The organism is Fuchsiella alkaliacetigena (assembly GCF_023227765.1).
Taxonomy (GTDB): domain Bacteria; phylum Bacillota; class Halanaerobiia; order Halobacteroidales; family Acetohalobiaceae; genus Fuchsiella; species Fuchsiella alkaliacetigena.
On record NZ_JALKBZ010000002.1, the window covers coordinates 25,782 to 42,218 of the forward strand.

Genomic DNA, 16,437 nt, shown 5'->3' on the forward strand with positions numbered 1-16,437 from the left:
TTAGTAAATATCAAGAAACTCATTCAGCTATCCCTCTTAAAAATATCTCTAAAATATGCTCTGCTTTACTAGCTAAAATTAACTCATCGCTTTGGCAGATAGGATTAAAAGCACTGATCATCCCCAAAAGAATTTGAGCCATTGGCTCAGTCTTTAAGTCGGCTCTAAAGCTTCCCTCTTCAATGCCATTACTGATAATTTGACTAATTAAGTCAAGGTAATTCTCTCTAATTAAGTGCATCTGCTCTTTAAAACGCTGACTGACTGTATTAGTTGACTCATTATACATTCGGGCTAATTCTTGGTTTTGCTCAAAAAAGTCAAGAAATAACTCCACTACTATCTCTAATTTCTCAACTGCTCCCCCAACAGTAGTTACTTGCTCTGCTATGCGGTTATATAAGTTATCTAAACCGGAAAGCATTATTTCCTGAAAAAGCTGCTCTTTGCTCTCAAAGTACCAGTAAACAGTACCTTTAGCTACTTCGGCCCGCTGGGCTATTTCGCTAACACTGGTTTCGTGATAACCCTGTTCAGAAAATAACTCCAATGCTGCCTGCATCACCAGTTCCTTTTTGGAAGTTTCTTCTTCCATCTGTTAGTCACTCCTATTCTATTACTCAATTTATGCACTTGACTATCCAGTCAGTCAAGTATGATTTTAACAAGGTTGAAGGTAAAAGTCAAGGCTAAAACAAACAACTCTGATCCTTAATTAAGAATCAGAGTTGAAAGTTGATAATTTTTAACTATTTTTTAAAAAAGAGTCTAAATGATTTTGAGTTAGTAAATACAAAACATACTCTTCCACATCTTTATCTAATTTCTTAGCACTTAACTCTAACTCTTCATAAAAATCAACAGGAATTGAGACTTCGATTGAAGTTAACTCAACATTAGATATTAATTTATCAATTTTAGCTGCTAACTTTTGAGCAGCTTCTTCGTTTAAATTATGATTTCCTTCTTTTAGTGTTCTCTTGACATTCCGAGGATCTTTCATTAATGTTAGTTGATTATTATGAGCTTGACTGGGTATGCATCCATTTTCATAACGATGATAAGTAATTTCTCCCCAACCCAAAAGTTTACTCATTTCTTTTTGAGTTAACCCATATTGATTGCGAATTTCTTTTATTTGCTCTGTAAATAATAGATTATTATTTTCTCTATATAAATCAAAAGCCTTTTTTTGATTTTTTTCTTCTAACTCTTCCTGAAAAAGGCTATTTTTACATTCGGAGCACTTAGCTATTTCGGCTTTAATGGTGACTTTTTCTTTATCCATAATATTAAAGGTTTCTTGTTCAACTTCGATAAAATAATTATTTAAGTCTTCGCATTTATCACAGTATAATCTATCTTTTTCCATTGATCTTCCCTCCTTTACCTAATTCTCCCCAAGTATAACTTTTTAAAAACAACTAAAACCGTAAAAATTTCAAATCATTCTTTGTACGGGTAATTTATTTTATATTCTGCTTCATGAAATGATAAGCATTTGCAGAGTAAATGCTTTCCTTTAATCTTTAATTTTATGTAAAACTCCACGCCCTCTATTATCTCTTTACCAAACTCCCAAAAATCACCTGAAAAATTAGAACTTCTATCCTTAGTAGGGCCTCTATAATAATCTCTAACTTCTAATCTTTTCAAACTAAACTTAATATGTTTTATAGAAAGACCATATTTATTTAAGGAGTTCAGGTTTTTATCTCTAGGAATAAATTGAAATTTCCAGTCAGGATCATTAATTGCTTTTTCTACTCTTTTAAGAAAGTTAGCAACTTCTTCTTTAGTAGCTGGTGATGACATACATAATTCAGCCTCCCTATTATTATAATAAATTAAAAATATAATTATGTCAACAAAAATTATTTTATGATAATTCATTTCACTGATATGCTAGATTGATAAGGTTTTATACTATCTTAAGATAATAAAAAAAGGCCTCCAGAAATTATTCCTGAAGGCCGAGATTTCAATTAGTCTTAAAAGCTAGTTACTAGAGAAGTAGTGATCGTAGTATCGTCATCATCGTTCTCGTAGTCTAGCTCTAAAGTAGTATAGTCAGCTAGATTATAAGCTGCGCCTAAGTTCAAAATATCCTGATCTTCGCTAATATCATGGTTATACTTAGTATAGCTGAACTTAGTAGTTAAGTGCTCATTAATAACATAAGTAGCTGAAGGCTTGATTACTGTAATATCCTCAGCAGCCATGTTATTAAAGCTATCGGAATCAGCAAAGATACCGCCTTCACCAATAAAGCCTGCCTCAACCTGACCGTAGTCTAGAGCAACAGTTAAGCCTGGAGCTAATAGATCTGAAGTTGCTCCTAAAGCTAAAGCTTGTTCTTCGGCATTAGCCAATAGAAAATAAAAATCGGCCATTTGGTGACTATTATCCACTGTCAAACTGAAAGAATCATCTGCACTATTGTCATAGTAATCAAAAGTAATCTTAGAAGTTACTGGCCCTAAGTCTAAGCCACTCTTTACTCCCTGTAAGAACATTTCAGCATCCTCGTTATCTGTATCATGACCTAGTGATAAGCTTAAATCTTCAAAAGTATAATTAGCAATCACTCCGTCCAAACTGCCATCATAAAGCATATCCCGAGCTGAGTTTACATCAATTCTACCGGCCTGTAAAGAAAGCCCTGGTAGTTGAACTAAATCTGTCTTTATCCAGGCTTCATTTAACTTCAAAGCCTCATCCCAAGCACCAGTTTGAGAGCCAATATCGGCCTTTATTTCTGTAAAAACCTCTACGTTTTGAGCTGGATTAGCCGATAGGTAAAGCTCTAAAGCAGACTCAAACTCCGTCTGGCTATCTCCATTAGTAGTATATTCTCGTTCAATTTCTAATTCTCCGCCAATATCTAAAGCCATGACCGGTAAGGCCATTGTTACTACTACTGCTAATGCTACTAATACTGCTATTTTCTTTTTCATTTTATTATCCCCCTTAGTTGTTGTAATTCCTAGTGTATTTTCTACCTTTAAACCTATTTAGTTATTTAGATCAGTGACCTTGTTTCCTGATCTTAACCTTGTTTAAAGATAGAGCTGTTTAGGTATATTGAATTCATCCGTTGAGCTATGTTAGTACTATGGGGATTTCACCTCCTTCTGACTATAGTTAGCTAGCTGGATGATCAATAAAGTAATTACAAGTAACGGTATAGCCATGAATATACAGTTTGGGTTTATGTATATCGATGATTATCTGTTACTTTAATTACTATTTACTTTTTAAAGTAGTGAATATCCTGTAGGTAAATTTTGGGGGAGTTCAGAGGATAAAGGACAAAGGATAGAGGATAGAGGATAGAGGATAGAGGATAGAGGATAGAGGATAGAGGATAGATAAAGTTCAAAAAATTAAAACCTTTTTGACATGCCCCGTAGGAAATGCCCTTGGGGTGCTGACTAAAATCTGACCAAGTTCTGACTAGACCTTAAAAACATTAATTACTTATTTCTTTTAAGATTTTATGTTTTAGTCAGATTTTAGTCGGAACTTAGTCAGTGTCCAATAGAAATTGAACTTTATGTTTTGATCTTAATTTATCACCATTGGCACTAGCTCTGCGTCGCCTTTATCATCTATCCTCTATCATTTAAATAAATATCATCTGTCATTTGAATTAAAAAAAGCTCCAGGATTAACTCCTGAAGCAAAGTTAGTGCTATTGATAATTTCTTCTAAAACTTCCTAGTAAGTGATAGGGAAGCATCTAAACTCTTTTCCGAATCATCTCCAAAACCTAATCTAGCATTAGGAGAGTAAGCAAAGTCAATAGTAGTTAATTCATTAGGCTGATATCCTAGTCCCAAATTAAAAGTATCTATTTTAGGTAAGATAAAAGCAGTTTCATTATTAGTTCTTTGAAAAATTCTATCCCCCCCATTACCAGCTCTAACGGTTAAACTGCCCAAAGCTTCTTCCTTTTCTACTCCCCAATATAGATTAGCAGTAGTGCTATGTTCAGTACGAATTATATCACCGCTATAGGCAATCAGCATCCCTTCGTAATCGAGATTATAACCAGCAGCAAATCTTTTCCGACTAGCTCCGTCATCAAAGTTAAGATCAGCTAAGCTTACTAAGTCTCTATTTTCAGTAGATTCTTTAATGCTTCTAATGAATATATTAATTCTATTATCATCTGAGTTTACATTACCGTAAGTATTTAAACCAAAACTTCCCTCTAAAGTATGTCCTTCACGACGAGGATAAATAATACCCCCAGCTAAAATAGGCTCTCTGTCATTATCTATATCTATTTGCTGAGTACCACCTAAGTTTTCATCACCAGAATCAGAGCCTCTATGTAGGTCAACACCTATTCGTCCACCGGCTATTAAGCCGTTATCCAAGGGTCTAGCATTAGCTACTTTTAGAGAAAGCGGGTACTCTTTTAGCTTATAATCATCATCATTGTCATAGCTGCGTGAGTGATAGTCGAGACTAAAATCAATACCTAAAGTGTTATTATCAGCTAACTGATATACTACGCTGGGTGAAATTAAAAAGCTTTTTTCTCCTTCATCACTAGCAGAGGATAAATCGAGTTCAAAGTCTAAAAACCCCTTGTTTTCTTCGATATTATGTAGTTGTGCCGGATTTAAATGAATATCTGTAGCCTCATCGACTATGATTCCAGTCATTCCCCCTCCCCCTAAAACCTGCATTCGGCTGGAGGTAGCCATAGCTAACTGAGTCTGTCCTATTACGATAATCAGCAATAGAGTTAGCAAGAGTAGTTTTTTCCGCATACTATCAGCTCCTTGTTTTTTCTATGTTTATTATTACTTAGATGTTTAGTATGCTTTTTCCTTTAAAATATTTAAGCTATTGAAATCCTTTTAAGACTAACTAAATTCGGAAAAATTCTGGTAAAAGCTTTAAAAACTATCATAATCGATTTTCTAAGCTGATAACTTAAAGCTGAGAACTGATAGCTAAAATAAAAAAAGCCCCCAGGATTAGCTCCCGGAGGCTTGTTCTTTAGTTGAGATTAAAAGTTAACAGTTAGAGTTGTAGTTAGACTTTGTGTATCAGAATTATCAATTACATCTTCGTCGCCCCAACTTTTATCTTCAAACTCTACCTCTAATGCAGTGTTCTCAGCTAGATCATACTCAGCACCTAGAGTTAGAATATCTAAGTCTGCATCATCTTCATCAAAATCATAAAGAGCATAGCTAAAGCTAGCAGTTAAGCTATCAGTTAGGCTATAGCTCGCTGATGGAATAATAGCCATTAAATCTTCATCAAATTGAACATCTTGGCCCTGATATTCTGGATCAAAGTCATCAAAGATGCCATCATGACCTTCTGGAGCGAAATCTTCATCAGCTAATCCGATATCTAGACCAACAGTTAAACCTGGAGCTAACTGATCAGAAGAAGCTCCGACAGCAAAGGCATTCTCTTCAGCATTAGCAAAAACAAAGTTTACGTCAGCCATATCAAGGCTACTGTCTAAAGCAAAACTGAAACCATTTCGATCTCCTACATCTTCATCAAGATTAAAGAAGTTAACCGTAGCCGTAGTAAGTGCTGGCCCTAACTCAAGATCACTCATAGATGCTTCTAAAAACAGTGCAGCTTTATCATCATCAAAGAAATCAAGATTATGAGCTAAAGATACATTGATGTTATCGACGGCATAAGAAAACTGTGCTCCCGCATCGTTATCAAAACGAGCAATATTTCCGTCATATAGGAAGTCTTGAGCTGCTGCTACTCCAAATGTACCAGCTCTTACAGAAGAACCTGGTAATTGTACCGGTTCAACATCAATCCAAACATTGTTTACCTCTAAAATATCACCGCGACCATCAGCTTCTAAATCAACAAAAGCAGTTACGTTATCTGCTGGGCTATACAGAAATTCAAGCTCTATTTCAGATCCCCAGTCTACTTCATCATCTTCTAAATTAATATCATACTCTACTTCATACTCACCACTAATATCTACAGCCATAGCCGGCATAGCCATTGCTACTACTACTGCCAGCGCTACTAAAATTGCAACTTTCTTTTTCATTTTTTTTCCCCCTTGATTAGTTTCCTTTTAAATTTTATTTAATTACCTATCATCGAGACTATAGAGTCCACCGAGGCGAGTGTCCTTGTTTCCTCGCCTCAAAAGTTCTCAATGATAGTTCAGTTTCTATGTATATTGAATTCATCCTCAGACTCCAGTGGCTAACCAGTGGGGTTTCACCTCCTTTCTACCACCTAGGCCTGTATTTAGATGAATCAATACCAAAAGCTAAAACAAGCACTTCTAATTATACTATTACTGGATAATTATATAATCTCCTGCTAAAAATCTAAAAAAATCATAATTTTTCTCAGCTAAGCATAATATATAGTTTTAGTCAAAAATATACTTGAGAATTTGATCTCAATTTAGTTGATTTGAACTCTAATAATATATATTAAGTAGAATACCTTAATTCTCCTGCATAAATATCAAATTTTTATTAATTATTTGCTCTTTTATAGATAAATTGTTTTAGGGCAGATGATAAATGATAGATGATAGAGGACAAATAAAGTTCAAATTCTATTAGACGCAGACTAAAGTCCGACTAAGTTCAGACTAAAACATTAGTGCATTAAGAGCTTAAAATATTTAGTTGTATTTTTTAATCTTGTACGTTTTAGTCAGATTTTTGTCAGAACTTAGTCAGCGTCAAATTGGTTTTGAACTTGACCTTGAACTGCAACAAAACATTAATAAACCTTATCTAATATATTTAATTAAAGCTGGGCCCTATTCTTGCGAACCTCCCGCAGCTTAGCCTCTAACTGATCCTCTAACTCCCCTAAAGTCTGATCAGCATACTCTCTGACTCCCTCTTTAATCTCTTTAGCCATCTGCTTAGCTTCCTTAACTATCTCCTCAGCCTCCACTTCAGCCTCCTTGACTACCTCACTCTCAGCTATTAATCTAACAGCTTCTTCTCTAGCCTTCTCCTTAGCTTCAGCAATCAACTCTTCTCGCTGAGCCAAAATCTGTTCTGCTTCCCTTAAGTCAGCTGGCAACTCTTCTTCTAAGTTATTAATTAAACTATTAATAGCACTTTGGTCTACCAACACCTTATTGCTCAAAGGAACTCTCTGAGCCTCCTCAAGTAAACTCCTTAATTCTGCCAATATCTTAAAGACTTCCAAATTATTAACCCCCTAAGCGCTCCTCCAGCTTAGCTACCACATTATCAGGTACTAAGCCTTGCACACAGCCCCCAAACTCTACTACCTCCTTGACTATACTGGAACTGAGATAAGCGTATCTATTATTAGTCATCATAAAGATAGTCTCCACTCCCGAATCCAACTTATTGTTCATAGAAGCCATCTGAAACTCCGTTTCAAAATCAGAAACAGCTCGCAAACCACGTACAATAACCTGAGCTCCTTTTTGCCGAGCATAGTTAGTCAATAAACCTTCGAAAGCATCTACTTCCACATTTTCAAAGCCTTGCACAGCTTCTTCTAACATCTCCACTCTTTCTTCCATGGAGAATAAAGGAGTTTTATTAGGATTACAGAATACAGCTACTACTACATTTTCAAAGATTCTATTAGTTCTTTTAATAATATCTAAATGCCCGTTGGTAATTGGGTCAAAACTGCCTGGATAAACAGCAATCTTACTCATCACTACTCCCCTTCCTCTCTTTTCAAATATAAACTAAGTCTAGTATTTCCATACTCTCTATTCCTAATTAACTCTAAAGCAGCTAAGTTCTCTTGAGCCTCCTGCTGAACAGACTGTTCTACTACGATTACTCCTGCTTTTTGCAGTAGGTCTAAGTCCATTATCTTAGCTATAGTAGGCTCTACTAGATCTGCTTCATAAGGCGGGTCTAATAAAATTATATCAAAGCTATGCGTAGTTAAAAAGTGTAATTTGGCTAATACTTCCCCTTTAATCACCTGTGCCTGTTCACTAAAGCCTGTTCTGCTTAAGTTCTCCTGAATAATCTCCACCTGCTGCCTGGATTTTTCGATAAAGGTTGCTTCTTTAGCTCCTCTACTCAAGGCTTCAATCCCTAAACCGCCAAAACCGGCGTAGAGGTCTAAGACTTTGGTCTCTCTGACTGCTGTACCTAGAATATTGAATAATGATTCCTTGACTCGATCGCTAGTCGGTCTCACCTGCTGGGTAGAGCTTGATTTTAATTTTTGTCCTTTGGCCTTTCCGGCAATTACTCTCATTTATTTACACTCCTAGAAATTCAGTTAATAGTTAATAGTTGAGTTCAAGTTCTAAAAGCAAAACATTATCGTTCTATTGCTTCGTTCACGATATAGCTATTATCGAAAGCCTGAGCTAGTTGATATGTTTCAACCACTTGCCGTTCAGTCGGCGTCCGTGCCTCCTTCACTCTCAAAAATAGCCCTCCCGGCGTCGTGCCTCCGGGCTATTTTAAGAGTCGCTCTTTGAAACATATCAACTTGTAAGTTTGCGTTGTCAGCACGATCAACGAAACAGTATTAAGACCAACCAATAAAAACGACAAAAAAACTAGATTCCGCTCCTAAACACCCCTGGGGGATTAAAAATCAATTTCGTTATCAGCACGGCCAAACAGGTTTTTCTAAGCGATATTAAAGATTATTTGTCAATGCTTCTTAACGAATCGGAGCTAAAATAAGAGCTGGTTTAGCTAATTTTTCTAATTAAAATTAGCTTGCTCTTATTTTAGTGAAGATGAGTTCTAGAAGCATCAAATAATCTTTTCTAGCGTGAAACACCTGTTTGGCCTCCCACGTTCAACGAAGCAATATAACAATATTATTCAAAAAATTTAAAAACAAAATTTTATAAAACAATTATGTATAAAAACACTCCATTTAAGCCAGAATACTAGTAAGCAATATCAAATAAGTCCTCCCCATTTAACTCTTCCTCCGGTTTCTCCTCTCCCAAAAGAAGTTGGTGTGTTCATCCCACCAGCTTCTTTTTTTATTAATAACCATTAATTATACTACTGATAGCTGACAACTGATAACTAATTAACTCACCTCAATCATCTCAATACTACCCCCGAATCTAATCTCAATCAAACGCTTTAAAAGCTGATGTTCGGCAGCTAGTAGCTTATTATCGCTTTCTAGCATCTGTAAAGCCTCTTTACGAGCTAACTCTAAGGTATCGGCATCACGGAGAAGATTAGCTATCTTTAAATCAGGTAAGCCGTGTTGGCGAGTACCGAAGAACTCTCCGGGCCCGCGCAACTTCAAATCCTCCTCCGCAATTTCAAAGCCATCGTTAGAACGAGTCATAATTCTCATCCGCTGTCGTCCGCTATCGGTGCTAGGGTCGGCTACTAAGACACAGTAGGACTGATGCTCTCCCCGGCCTACTCGTCCCCGCAGTTGATGAAGCTGGGCTAAACCAAAGCGCTGGGCATCCACAATCAACATCAGCGTAGCATTGGGCACATTGACTCCTACCTCGATTACCGTAGTGGATACCAAAATATCTATCTCTCCACAGCGAAACTTTTCCATAATCATTTCCTTCTGTTCGGCCTTCAGTTGACCGTGCAAGAGGCCAATAGTAAGTTGAGGGAATACTTCTTCGTTTAGTTGATTGGCTAACTCCACCGCGGAGGTTATATCTAACTCCTCGGACTCTTCTACTAAAGGACAGACTACATAGGCCTGCCGTCCGGCTTCAATCTGCTGGCGCATGAAGGAGTAGATCTTCGGATAAGCAGCCTCACTGCGCCACTCGGTAACTACCGGCTTGCGACCGGGAGGTAGTTCATCGATTACTGACAAATCTAAATCGCCATAGAGGGTTAAGGCTAAGGTACGGGGAATAGGAGTAGCGGTCATGACCAGTACATCGGGATTGGCTCCTTTTTCTTTGAGTACGGCTCTTTGTTTAACTCCAAAGCGGTGTTGTTCATCGGTAATTACTAAACCTAACTTTTGAAATTCAATTCCTTCTTGAATTAAAGCATGAGTACCGATTACAATATCTATTTCTCCCTGAGCAATCTCGGTCAGTAGTTCCTCCTTGGCAGAGCTACGGAGACTACCTACTAACAAACCTAGTTCCAAATCATAATCAGCTAAGGAGTCTTCTAAACCTAAATAATGCTGCTCCGCCAAAATCTCCGTGGGAGCCATCATAGCTCCTTGATAGCCGCTGCCTACTGCCTTCAATAGGGCTAAGGTAGCTACTACTGTCTTTCCAGAGCCTACATCACCTTGGATTAATCTATTCATTACCTGGGCCGACTCCATATCCTCTTTAATTTCCTCCCAGACCTTAAGTTGGGCTTTGGTTAACTCAAAAGGAAGCTGCTGACGGTACTGAGCTGCTAACTGCTGCTTTTCCTGATGAAGTACTCCGCTTTCTACTTCGCCCAAATCGCTCTTTTTTAATAAAACTCCTAACTGTAAAATCAAAAGTTCATCAAAGACTAACCTCCGCCGCGCCTGTTCAAGCTCTTCCCTGCTTTCCGGAAAATGAATCTGCTCCAAGGCCTCTTTAATCCCCCACAGTCTATGCTTGCTCCTTAACTCAAGAGGTAAGAACTCCGGCAGTTTAGCTAGCTCCTCCTTTAAAAGCCGCTTGATTAGCTTCCGCAAAAAGTTCTGGCTAATTCCTTCGGTAGCTGCATAGACCGGTAAAATCCGGCCTACATAGATATCATCCTTGCTTTTAAATAGCTCATAGTTAGGATTATTAATCTGCAACTCTCCGTACTTACGCTGTATCTCTCCGCTAAAGGCTACCTGCGCCCCACGCTTAAAGTTCTTTTTTAAATAAGGCTGATTAAACCAAACTCCGGCTAACTTACCCGTTCCATCGCCGATAATTACCTTAATAATGGTTAAACCCTGGCGAGGTCGCAGTTCTTCAGTCCCCAACACTTGACCGCGCACAGTAACCTTGCTACCTACTTTTAAATCTTTAATCTGAGCAGTCTGACTCCAGTCTCGATAGTCCCGCGGAAAATAAAAAAGAGCATCCCAAACGGTCTCAATACCTAAACGAGATAGTTTAGCTGCTCGCTTTTTGCCTACTCCCTTTATATAACGAATAGACTGCCGCCAAAACTGAGGAAACTCCTCTTCTTTAACCTCTGTTTGCACAGCAGTCTGATACTCAGGACCACTTTCTTGCACAGCAGCCGCTTCCGCTGGAGACTGAACTTCCTCAACAGCTACCTCCTTTAAACGGCTAAACAGCTCCCGGCTCTCTTGCAGCTTTTCTTTGCGCTGGGCAGGGGCTACCTGAGCATAATCACTAAAAAGCTGTTCTAACTCAGCAATTAGCTCTAATAGCTGCTCCTTAGTAGTCAACTCAGCTAAGCTGCCTAGCCAGTTTAAAATATAACTAGCAAAACCACCTAATACTGCTGAGTTAGTATAGCCTAAATTACGTTCTATTTTTAAAGGTTTTAATAGTTTCTTGATAATTTCCTTTTCAGATTCCATTCCCGCCACCTCAAAACTAAAAAAAGTTCCATTTATTTATTAATTCCCAAATCTACTAAAAGTATTCTTTGATCAAAACCAATTTGACACTGACTAAGTTCTGACAAAATTCTGACTAAAGCGTACAAGATGAAAAAATAAAAAATACTTTAAGCTCTTAACGTATTAATGTTTTAGTCTGAACTTAGTCGGACTTTAGTCAGCGTCTAACAGAACTTGAACTTTATCTTTTGAACTTTATTTTTCACCATTGGCACTAGCTCCGCGTCGCCTCTATCATCTATCATTTATCATCTGCTCTAATATCATCTGCTCTAAAAAACCACCAGTCCCAAAACACCCGGGCCCGTATGAGTTCCAATCACCGGACTGATTTCAGAAATTACTATCTCCTTCCAGTCAGCTAAATCAGCCACCTGCTCTTTTAACTCCTCAGCTCCAGCTAAGTTATTACCGTGAATTATACCCAAGCTAGGAGCTGCTTCCACCTCTCGTTCAGCTAAGGCCTGCTTAGTCAATACCCTGAGCTTCTTTAAAGCCTTTTTCTGGCCTCGCACTTTAGAGTGAGAATCCACCACTCCCTGCTCGTCCAACTTAAGAATAGGTTTAATATTGAGTAAAGAACCTAAAAAAGCACTAGCCTTGCCGATCCGACCTCCCTTTTCTAAATACTCCAAAGTATCTACAGTAAAGAAGACGGTAGTCGAAGCAATTCGTTTTTCCAGCTCGGCCTTAAGTTCAACTAAATCAACTCCATTTTCTACTAGCCGGGCAGCATGCAGTACCAACATCCCCAAGCCTAAGGAAGCACTGCATGAATCGATAACCACAATTCCCGTTTCAGTCTCCTGCTCGACCTGTTGGGCCGCAGCATAGGCCGCTTTATAGGTACCACTCAACTGATCGGCCAAGTGAATAGAGATAATTACTTCAGCTTCTGCAGCTAATTCCAAATATTTTTCCTTAAACATTCCTACCGAAGGCTGAGAAGTAGTAGGTAACTCATCAGCTGCTACTAAGCGTTGAAAAAACTCCTGAGAAGAAAGACCTAACCTATCCTCAAAAAACTCATTAGCAAAGTTTACTGTTAAAGGCACTATTTCAATTCCAAACTGTTGTACCAACTCTTCTGGCAAATCCAAAGTACTATCGCTGACAATCTTAACTGCTTTGCTCACCTGCTCTACCTCACTTCCAAATTTTATTAGCTGTTAAAGCTATTCTACTGAAACTAAATAGTAATATAACGGCTGACCACCTCGATAAAGCTCCACTTCCAGCTCAGCAAAACTCTCTCCTAATCTCTCCTCTAACTGCTCTGCTTCTTCTTCACTAATCTCTTCCCCAACATAAACAGTGATTAAAAAGTCTTCCGGCTCCAGCAAGCTCTCTAAAAGCTCTACTAACACCTGCTCTGAACTGTTGTTAACTACCTCAATCTCTCCTTCAATTAGTCCCAATACATCATCTTGGCTAATCTCTTCACCTTCAACTACAGAGTCTCGAACTGCATAGGTAACAGCCCCGGATTTAATCTCCTGACTCTCAGCTAACATCTGCTCTGCCACCTGGACTAAGTCTCCTCGCGGATTAAAGCCTAACATAGCTGCAATCCCCTGCGGTATTGAAGTAGTAGGCAGCAGCTTTACCTCTTTTTCTGAAATCTCCACTGCTTGTTCAGCAGCCGAAATTATATTAGAGTTATTAGGCAACAGCACCACTTCCGAAGCCTCCAACTCCTCTATAGCCGCCACAAAATCCTGAGTGCTAGGATTATTAGACTGTCCTCCTGCTATCACCTGCTCTACTCCTAAATCAGTGAGTATATCGACCAAACCGGGCCCGTTAGCTACAGCCACTACCGCAATCTCTGCTTCCTCTGTCACAGCTACCTCTTGAGTAGCCTCTACCAGTTCATTTTGATGCTGTTCCTCCACCATATTATCGATCTTAATCTGAGATAACATGCCTAATTCCAAACCTTGGCTTAATACTGCTCCCGGCTGATTAGTATGGAGGTGTACCTTAATAAAGTCCTGCCCCTCTACTACCAGCAAAGAATCGCCTTGACTTTGCAAAAGCTCTGTTACCTCTTTACAGTTAACCTCTGCTCCCCTTAATACAAATTCAGTACAGTAATGATATTCACTTTCAACTGAACTATCCACAGTCACTTTCTTTTCCGGATCAGTTTTTGGAGATTCTGAAGCAACATAAGGCTCTACCTCTTCATTCTTTAACAGATAGTAGTTATAAATCCCTTCCCAAAAGACAGCATAGCCTTTCGCTCCAGCATCCACTACTCCCGCTTCAGCCAAAGCAGATAACTGCTGAGGAGTTTGGGCTACACTCTGCTCAGCCTGTTCAACTATAGCCTTTAAAAAGACTCCAATCTCTTTTTCTTGCTGCACTACTTTTTGGGCCCGCTGGGCTACCTCACGAGCTACAGTTAAAATTGTCCCTTCTACCGGCTTCATTACTCCTTGATAAGCCTTTTGGGCGGCTCTTTCCAGTCCTTCAGCTAACTCCTCTGCTCCTACTTTTTGTTGATCAGTAATAGCTTCAGCCATACCGCGTAACAGCTGTGAAAAGATAACCCCTGAATTACCTCTACCACCTAACAAGGCACCTGCCGCCAACTCATCCAGTACCTCAGCTACAGAATCAGTTTCCAAATCCCTGATATTATCCACTGCCTTAGATAGCGTTAAATACATATTAGTCCCCGTATCTCCATCGGGAACCGGAAAGACATTTAATTCATTGATCTCTTCTTTAAATTCAGTAAAGTAATCTACTGTAAAAATTAAGGCCTTCTGAAAATCTTTAGCCTCTAGTTCAACTAAATGTGAATCAATTTTTGGATCTCCTTCTATATCAACCGGTTTCATCCACCCTCACTCCCTGTACGTGAATATTAATCTTACTTACTTCGGTACCTGTATATTCCTCTAAAGTATACTGTACTTTATCAATAACATTATTAGCTACTTCGGAAATATTAACCCCATACTCTACTACAATATAGAGGTCTATAAGCACTTGGTCTTCATTAATATTAATTTCTACTCCTCGATTCAGCTTCTCCTTACCTAGGAGTCCCGCCAAACCATCCTGCATCTTTTGAGAAGACATCCCTACTAAACCATAACACTCCATTGCTGCTAAGCCAGCTATTTTAGAGATCACATCTTTAGCAATCACTATGTTTCCTAACTCATTCTGCAACTGCTGTTCCATTTTAAACTCCCCCCAGTTCTTTTCTTTGAATAAAGCTCTATTTTCAATTATACCCTTAGTTCTGCAAACCTACTCCTACTTAAAATAGTTATTCAACAAATTACTCAAAAATCCTTCTCTAGATAATAAATAGCCGACTTAAGCTTGCCATTTACCCCTAGTTTATGTTAAAATAGTTAAGTGAGCTTAATAGACAACTAATAATTTATATAATCGAAGGAGGTTTCGAGAATGGCTAAGTACTGTGAAATCTGTGGCAAAGGTGCCAATAAAGCTAATAGAGTAACTCGTCGAGGTAAAGCTAAAAAAGAAGGCGGAGTAGGTCGCAACGTAACTCAACGAGCTAAGCGAGTCCAAAAACCTAACTTGCAAAAGGTTAAAGCTATGATAGACGGTACCAAAAAGAGAATTAATGTCTGTACTAAATGTATCAAAGCAGGTAAAGTAACTAGAGCTTACTAAGCCTAAGCACAGTTTTTAGACCTAGAGGTAGTTAACTACTTCTAGGTCTTTTTATTTTTTCCAGTCTGAACTAGTAACTTTAACCAGCTCCTCCGGAGCTACATAGGTATAAACAGGTAAAGATAGGGCCCTAATCTTAATAAAATCACCGCTTATCTTTACTACTTGAAAGTAAAGCTCTTTGCTTTCGGAAGTTTTCACTACCACATCGCCCTCTGTTAATCTTTGAGAGCTTATCTCAGAGCTAGACATTGAAAGGCCCTCCTCAATTTACAAAGTCATTTAAATTATATTCCTAATTTGGACTAGATATGAACTAATTGTTTCATTCAAAGGACAAATGATAAATGATAGAGGCGACGCAAAGCTAGTGCCAATGGTGATAAATTAAGATCAAGAAATAAAGTTCAAGTTCTATTTGACACAGACTAAGTTCTGACAAAAATCTGACTAAAACATAAAACCTTAAAAAAGCATTAAAACTTTTGAAACCACGAATGAGCACCAATCAACACGAATAAAACCTAAAGCTTTAGTTCAAGCTTAATCTTAATATGATTTTATTTTTTTGATTTTATGTTTTAAGGTCTAGTCAGAACTTAGTCACCCCAAGAGTACTTCCTCAGTCAGCAAAGAACGCTTCCTTCAGGGCGCTGTGTCCAATAGCTTTTAATCTTTTGAACTTTATCTATCCTCTATCCTCTATCCTCTGTCCTCTATCATTTGAATAAAATAATTAAACGACTAGCAATACCACTAGCCGTTCAATTAAAAATTAACCTTCAATCGAGTTCATCAAATTAGCCATCTCCAAAGCCCCAACAGCAGCTTCCCAGCCTTTATTGCCAGCTTTAGTACCGGCTCGCTCAATAGCCTGCTCTAAGGTATCGGTAGTAATGACTCCAAACATCACCGGTATCTCTTGGGCCAAACTAACCTTACTAACTCCCTTAGAAACCTCACTACAAACATAATCAAAATGCGGTGTAGCTCCCCGAATTACGGCTCCTAAACAGATCACTGCATCATAGTTACCGCTTTTAGCCATCTTTTTAGCAACTAAAGGAATCTCAAAAGCACCTGGCACCCAGGCAACTTCTACATCTTCTTCAGCTACATCGTGTCGCTTTAAAGCATCCAGCGCTCCCGATAAAAGCTTATCAGAAATAAACTCATTAAATCTACCCACTACTACTCCAAACTTCAGTCCTTGCCCAACTAATTTCCCTTCAAATACTTTATTCATTA

The 16,437-nt window shown here is 38.3% G+C and carries 16 protein-coding genes; 1 reads left to right on the plus strand and 15 read right to left on the minus strand.

Features of this window, described 5'->3' with window-relative positions; genetic code table 11:
- Window positions 1-19 precede the first annotated feature (19 nt).
- From MWH30_RS00770 to MWH30_RS00830, 13 genes are all read right to left on the minus strand, one after another.
- Complete coding sequence (locus MWH30_RS00770; RefSeq protein WP_248662142.1) at window positions 20-595, minus strand: TetR/AcrR family transcriptional regulator; 576 nt, start codon at window positions 593-595, stop codon at window positions 20-22.
- A gap of 150 nt (window positions 596-745) precedes the next feature.
- Complete coding sequence (locus MWH30_RS00775; RefSeq protein ID WP_248662143.1) at window positions 746-1,372, minus strand: type II TA system antitoxin MqsA family protein; 627 nt, start codon at window positions 1,370-1,372, stop codon at window positions 746-748.
- 74 nt (window positions 1,373-1,446) lie between these two features.
- Window positions 1,447-1,815, minus strand: coding sequence for a hypothetical protein (locus MWH30_RS00780; protein WP_248662144.1), 369 nt, complete (start codon window positions 1,813-1,815; stop codon window positions 1,447-1,449).
- Window positions 1,816-1,991: 176 nt separating this feature from the next.
- Window positions 1,992-2,957 carry a porin gene (locus MWH30_RS00785; protein WP_248662145.1) on the minus strand — a complete coding sequence of 322 codons (966 nt, stop codon included), beginning with the start codon at window positions 2,955-2,957 and terminating at the stop codon, window positions 1,992-1,994.
- Window positions 2,958-3,710: 753 nt separating this feature from the next.
- The gene (locus MWH30_RS00790) at window positions 3,711-4,784 is read right to left on the minus strand and encodes a hypothetical protein (protein WP_248662146.1); all 1,074 of its coding nucleotides are present in this window, start codon (window positions 4,782-4,784) and stop codon (window positions 3,711-3,713) included.
- A gap of 242 nt (window positions 4,785-5,026) precedes the next feature.
- The gene (locus MWH30_RS00795; RefSeq protein WP_248662147.1) at window positions 5,027-6,061 is read right to left on the minus strand and encodes a hypothetical protein; all 1,035 of its coding nucleotides are present in this window, start codon (window positions 6,059-6,061) and stop codon (window positions 5,027-5,029) included.
- 722 nt (window positions 6,062-6,783) lie between these two features.
- Window positions 6,784-7,197 carry a hypothetical protein gene (locus tag MWH30_RS00800; protein WP_248662148.1) on the minus strand — a complete coding sequence of 138 codons (414 nt, stop codon included), beginning with the start codon at window positions 7,195-7,197 and terminating at the stop codon, window positions 6,784-6,786.
- A gap of 4 nt (window positions 7,198-7,201) precedes the next feature.
- The gene (coaD, locus tag MWH30_RS00805) at window positions 7,202-7,684 is read right to left on the minus strand and encodes a pantetheine-phosphate adenylyltransferase (protein ID WP_248662149.1); all 483 of its coding nucleotides are present in this window, start codon (window positions 7,682-7,684) and stop codon (window positions 7,202-7,204) included.
- A gap of 2 nt (window positions 7,685-7,686) precedes the next feature.
- Complete coding sequence (gene rsmD / locus MWH30_RS00810; RefSeq protein WP_248662150.1) at window positions 7,687-8,244, minus strand: 16S rRNA (guanine(966)-N(2))-methyltransferase RsmD; 558 nt, start codon at window positions 8,242-8,244, stop codon at window positions 7,687-7,689.
- An 801-nt stretch (window positions 8,245-9,045) separates the two neighbouring features.
- Window positions 9,046-11,487, minus strand: a complete 2,442-nt coding sequence (gene recG / locus MWH30_RS00815) for an ATP-dependent DNA helicase RecG (protein WP_248662151.1) — start codon at window positions 11,485-11,487, stop codon at window positions 9,046-9,048.
- A gap of 314 nt (window positions 11,488-11,801) precedes the next feature.
- Window positions 11,802-12,665, minus strand: coding sequence for a DegV family protein (locus MWH30_RS00820; RefSeq protein ID WP_248662152.1), 864 nt, complete (start codon window positions 12,663-12,665; stop codon window positions 11,802-11,804).
- 39 nt (window positions 12,666-12,704) lie between these two features.
- Window positions 12,705-14,378: a DAK2 domain-containing protein gene (locus MWH30_RS00825; protein ID WP_248662153.1), complete on the minus strand. Its 1,674-nt coding sequence runs from the start codon at window positions 14,376-14,378 to the stop codon at window positions 12,705-12,707.
- Window positions 14,365-14,727 carry an Asp23/Gls24 family envelope stress response protein gene (locus tag MWH30_RS00830; RefSeq protein WP_248662154.1) on the minus strand — a complete coding sequence of 121 codons (363 nt, stop codon included), beginning with the start codon at window positions 14,725-14,727 and terminating at the stop codon, window positions 14,365-14,367. Before MWH30_RS00830 ends, MWH30_RS00825 begins: the two co-directional genes overlap by 14 nt.
- Window positions 14,728-14,958: 231 nt before the next feature.
- On the opposite strand from MWH30_RS00830, the gene rpmB reads away from it, so the two are divergent.
- Window positions 14,959-15,189, plus strand: coding sequence for a 50S ribosomal protein L28 (rpmB, locus tag MWH30_RS00835; RefSeq protein WP_248662155.1), 231 nt, complete (start codon window positions 14,959-14,961; stop codon window positions 15,187-15,189).
- Between the two features lie 51 nt (window positions 15,190-15,240).
- On the opposite strand, the gene MWH30_RS00840 is transcribed toward rpmB, so the two are convergent.
- Together MWH30_RS00840 and ribH are read right to left on the minus strand one after the other, a co-directional pair.
- Window positions 15,241-15,441, minus strand: coding sequence for a hypothetical protein (locus MWH30_RS00840; RefSeq protein WP_248662156.1), 201 nt, complete (start codon window positions 15,439-15,441; stop codon window positions 15,241-15,243).
- 523 nt (window positions 15,442-15,964) lie between these two features.
- On the minus strand, window positions 15,965-16,435 hold the full coding sequence (ribH, locus tag MWH30_RS00845) for a 6,7-dimethyl-8-ribityllumazine synthase (protein WP_248662157.1): 471 nt from the start codon (window positions 16,433-16,435) through the stop codon (window positions 15,965-15,967).
- Window positions 16,436-16,437 lie beyond the last annotated feature (2 nt).

What these genes read in the sequence shown, in the direction of transcription:
- MWH30_RS00770 (WP_248662142.1), bottom strand. Translation starts at nt 595, where the DNA reads ATGGAAGAAGAAACTTCCAAAAAGGAACTGGTGATGCAGGCAGCATTG.
- MWH30_RS00775 (WP_248662143.1), bottom strand. Translation starts at nt 1,372, where the DNA reads ATGGAAAAAGATAGATTATACTGTGATAAATGCGAAGACTTAAATAAT.
- MWH30_RS00780 (WP_248662144.1), bottom strand. Translation starts at nt 1,815, where the DNA reads ATGTCATCACCAGCTACTAAAGAAGAAGTTGCTAACTTTCTTAAAAGA.
- MWH30_RS00785 (WP_248662145.1), bottom strand. Translation starts at nt 2,957, where the DNA reads ATGAAAAAGAAAATAGCAGTATTAGTAGCATTAGCAGTAGTAGTAACA.
- MWH30_RS00790 (WP_248662146.1), bottom strand. Translation starts at nt 4,784, where the DNA reads ATGCGGAAAAAACTACTCTTGCTAACTCTATTGCTGATTATCGTAATA.
- MWH30_RS00795 (WP_248662147.1), bottom strand. Translation starts at nt 6,061, where the DNA reads ATGAAAAAGAAAGTTGCAATTTTAGTAGCGCTGGCAGTAGTAGTAGCA.
- coaD (WP_248662149.1), bottom strand. Translation starts at nt 7,684, where the DNA reads ATGAGTAAGATTGCTGTTTATCCAGGCAGTTTTGACCCAATTACCAAC.
- rsmD (WP_248662150.1), bottom strand. Translation starts at nt 8,244, where the DNA reads ATGAGAGTAATTGCCGGAAAGGCCAAAGGACAAAAATTAAAATCAAGC.
- recG (WP_248662151.1), bottom strand. Translation starts at nt 11,487, where the DNA reads ATGGAATCTGAAAAGGAAATTATCAAGAAACTATTAAAACCTTTAAAA.
- MWH30_RS00825 (WP_248662153.1), bottom strand. Translation starts at nt 14,378, where the DNA reads ATGAAACCGGTTGATATAGAAGGAGATCCAAAAATTGATTCACATTTA.
- MWH30_RS00830 (WP_248662154.1), bottom strand. Translation starts at nt 14,727, where the DNA reads ATGGAACAGCAGTTGCAGAATGAGTTAGGAAACATAGTGATTGCTAAA.
- rpmB (WP_248662155.1), top strand. Translation starts at nt 14,959, where the DNA reads ATGGCTAAGTACTGTGAAATCTGTGGCAAAGGTGCCAATAAAGCTAAT.
- MWH30_RS00840 (WP_248662156.1), bottom strand. Translation starts at nt 15,441, where the DNA reads ATGTCTAGCTCTGAGATAAGCTCTCAAAGATTAACAGAGGGCGATGTG.
- ribH (WP_248662157.1), bottom strand. Translation starts at nt 16,435, where the DNA reads ATGAATAAAGTATTTGAAGGGAAATTAGTTGGGCAAGGACTGAAGTTT.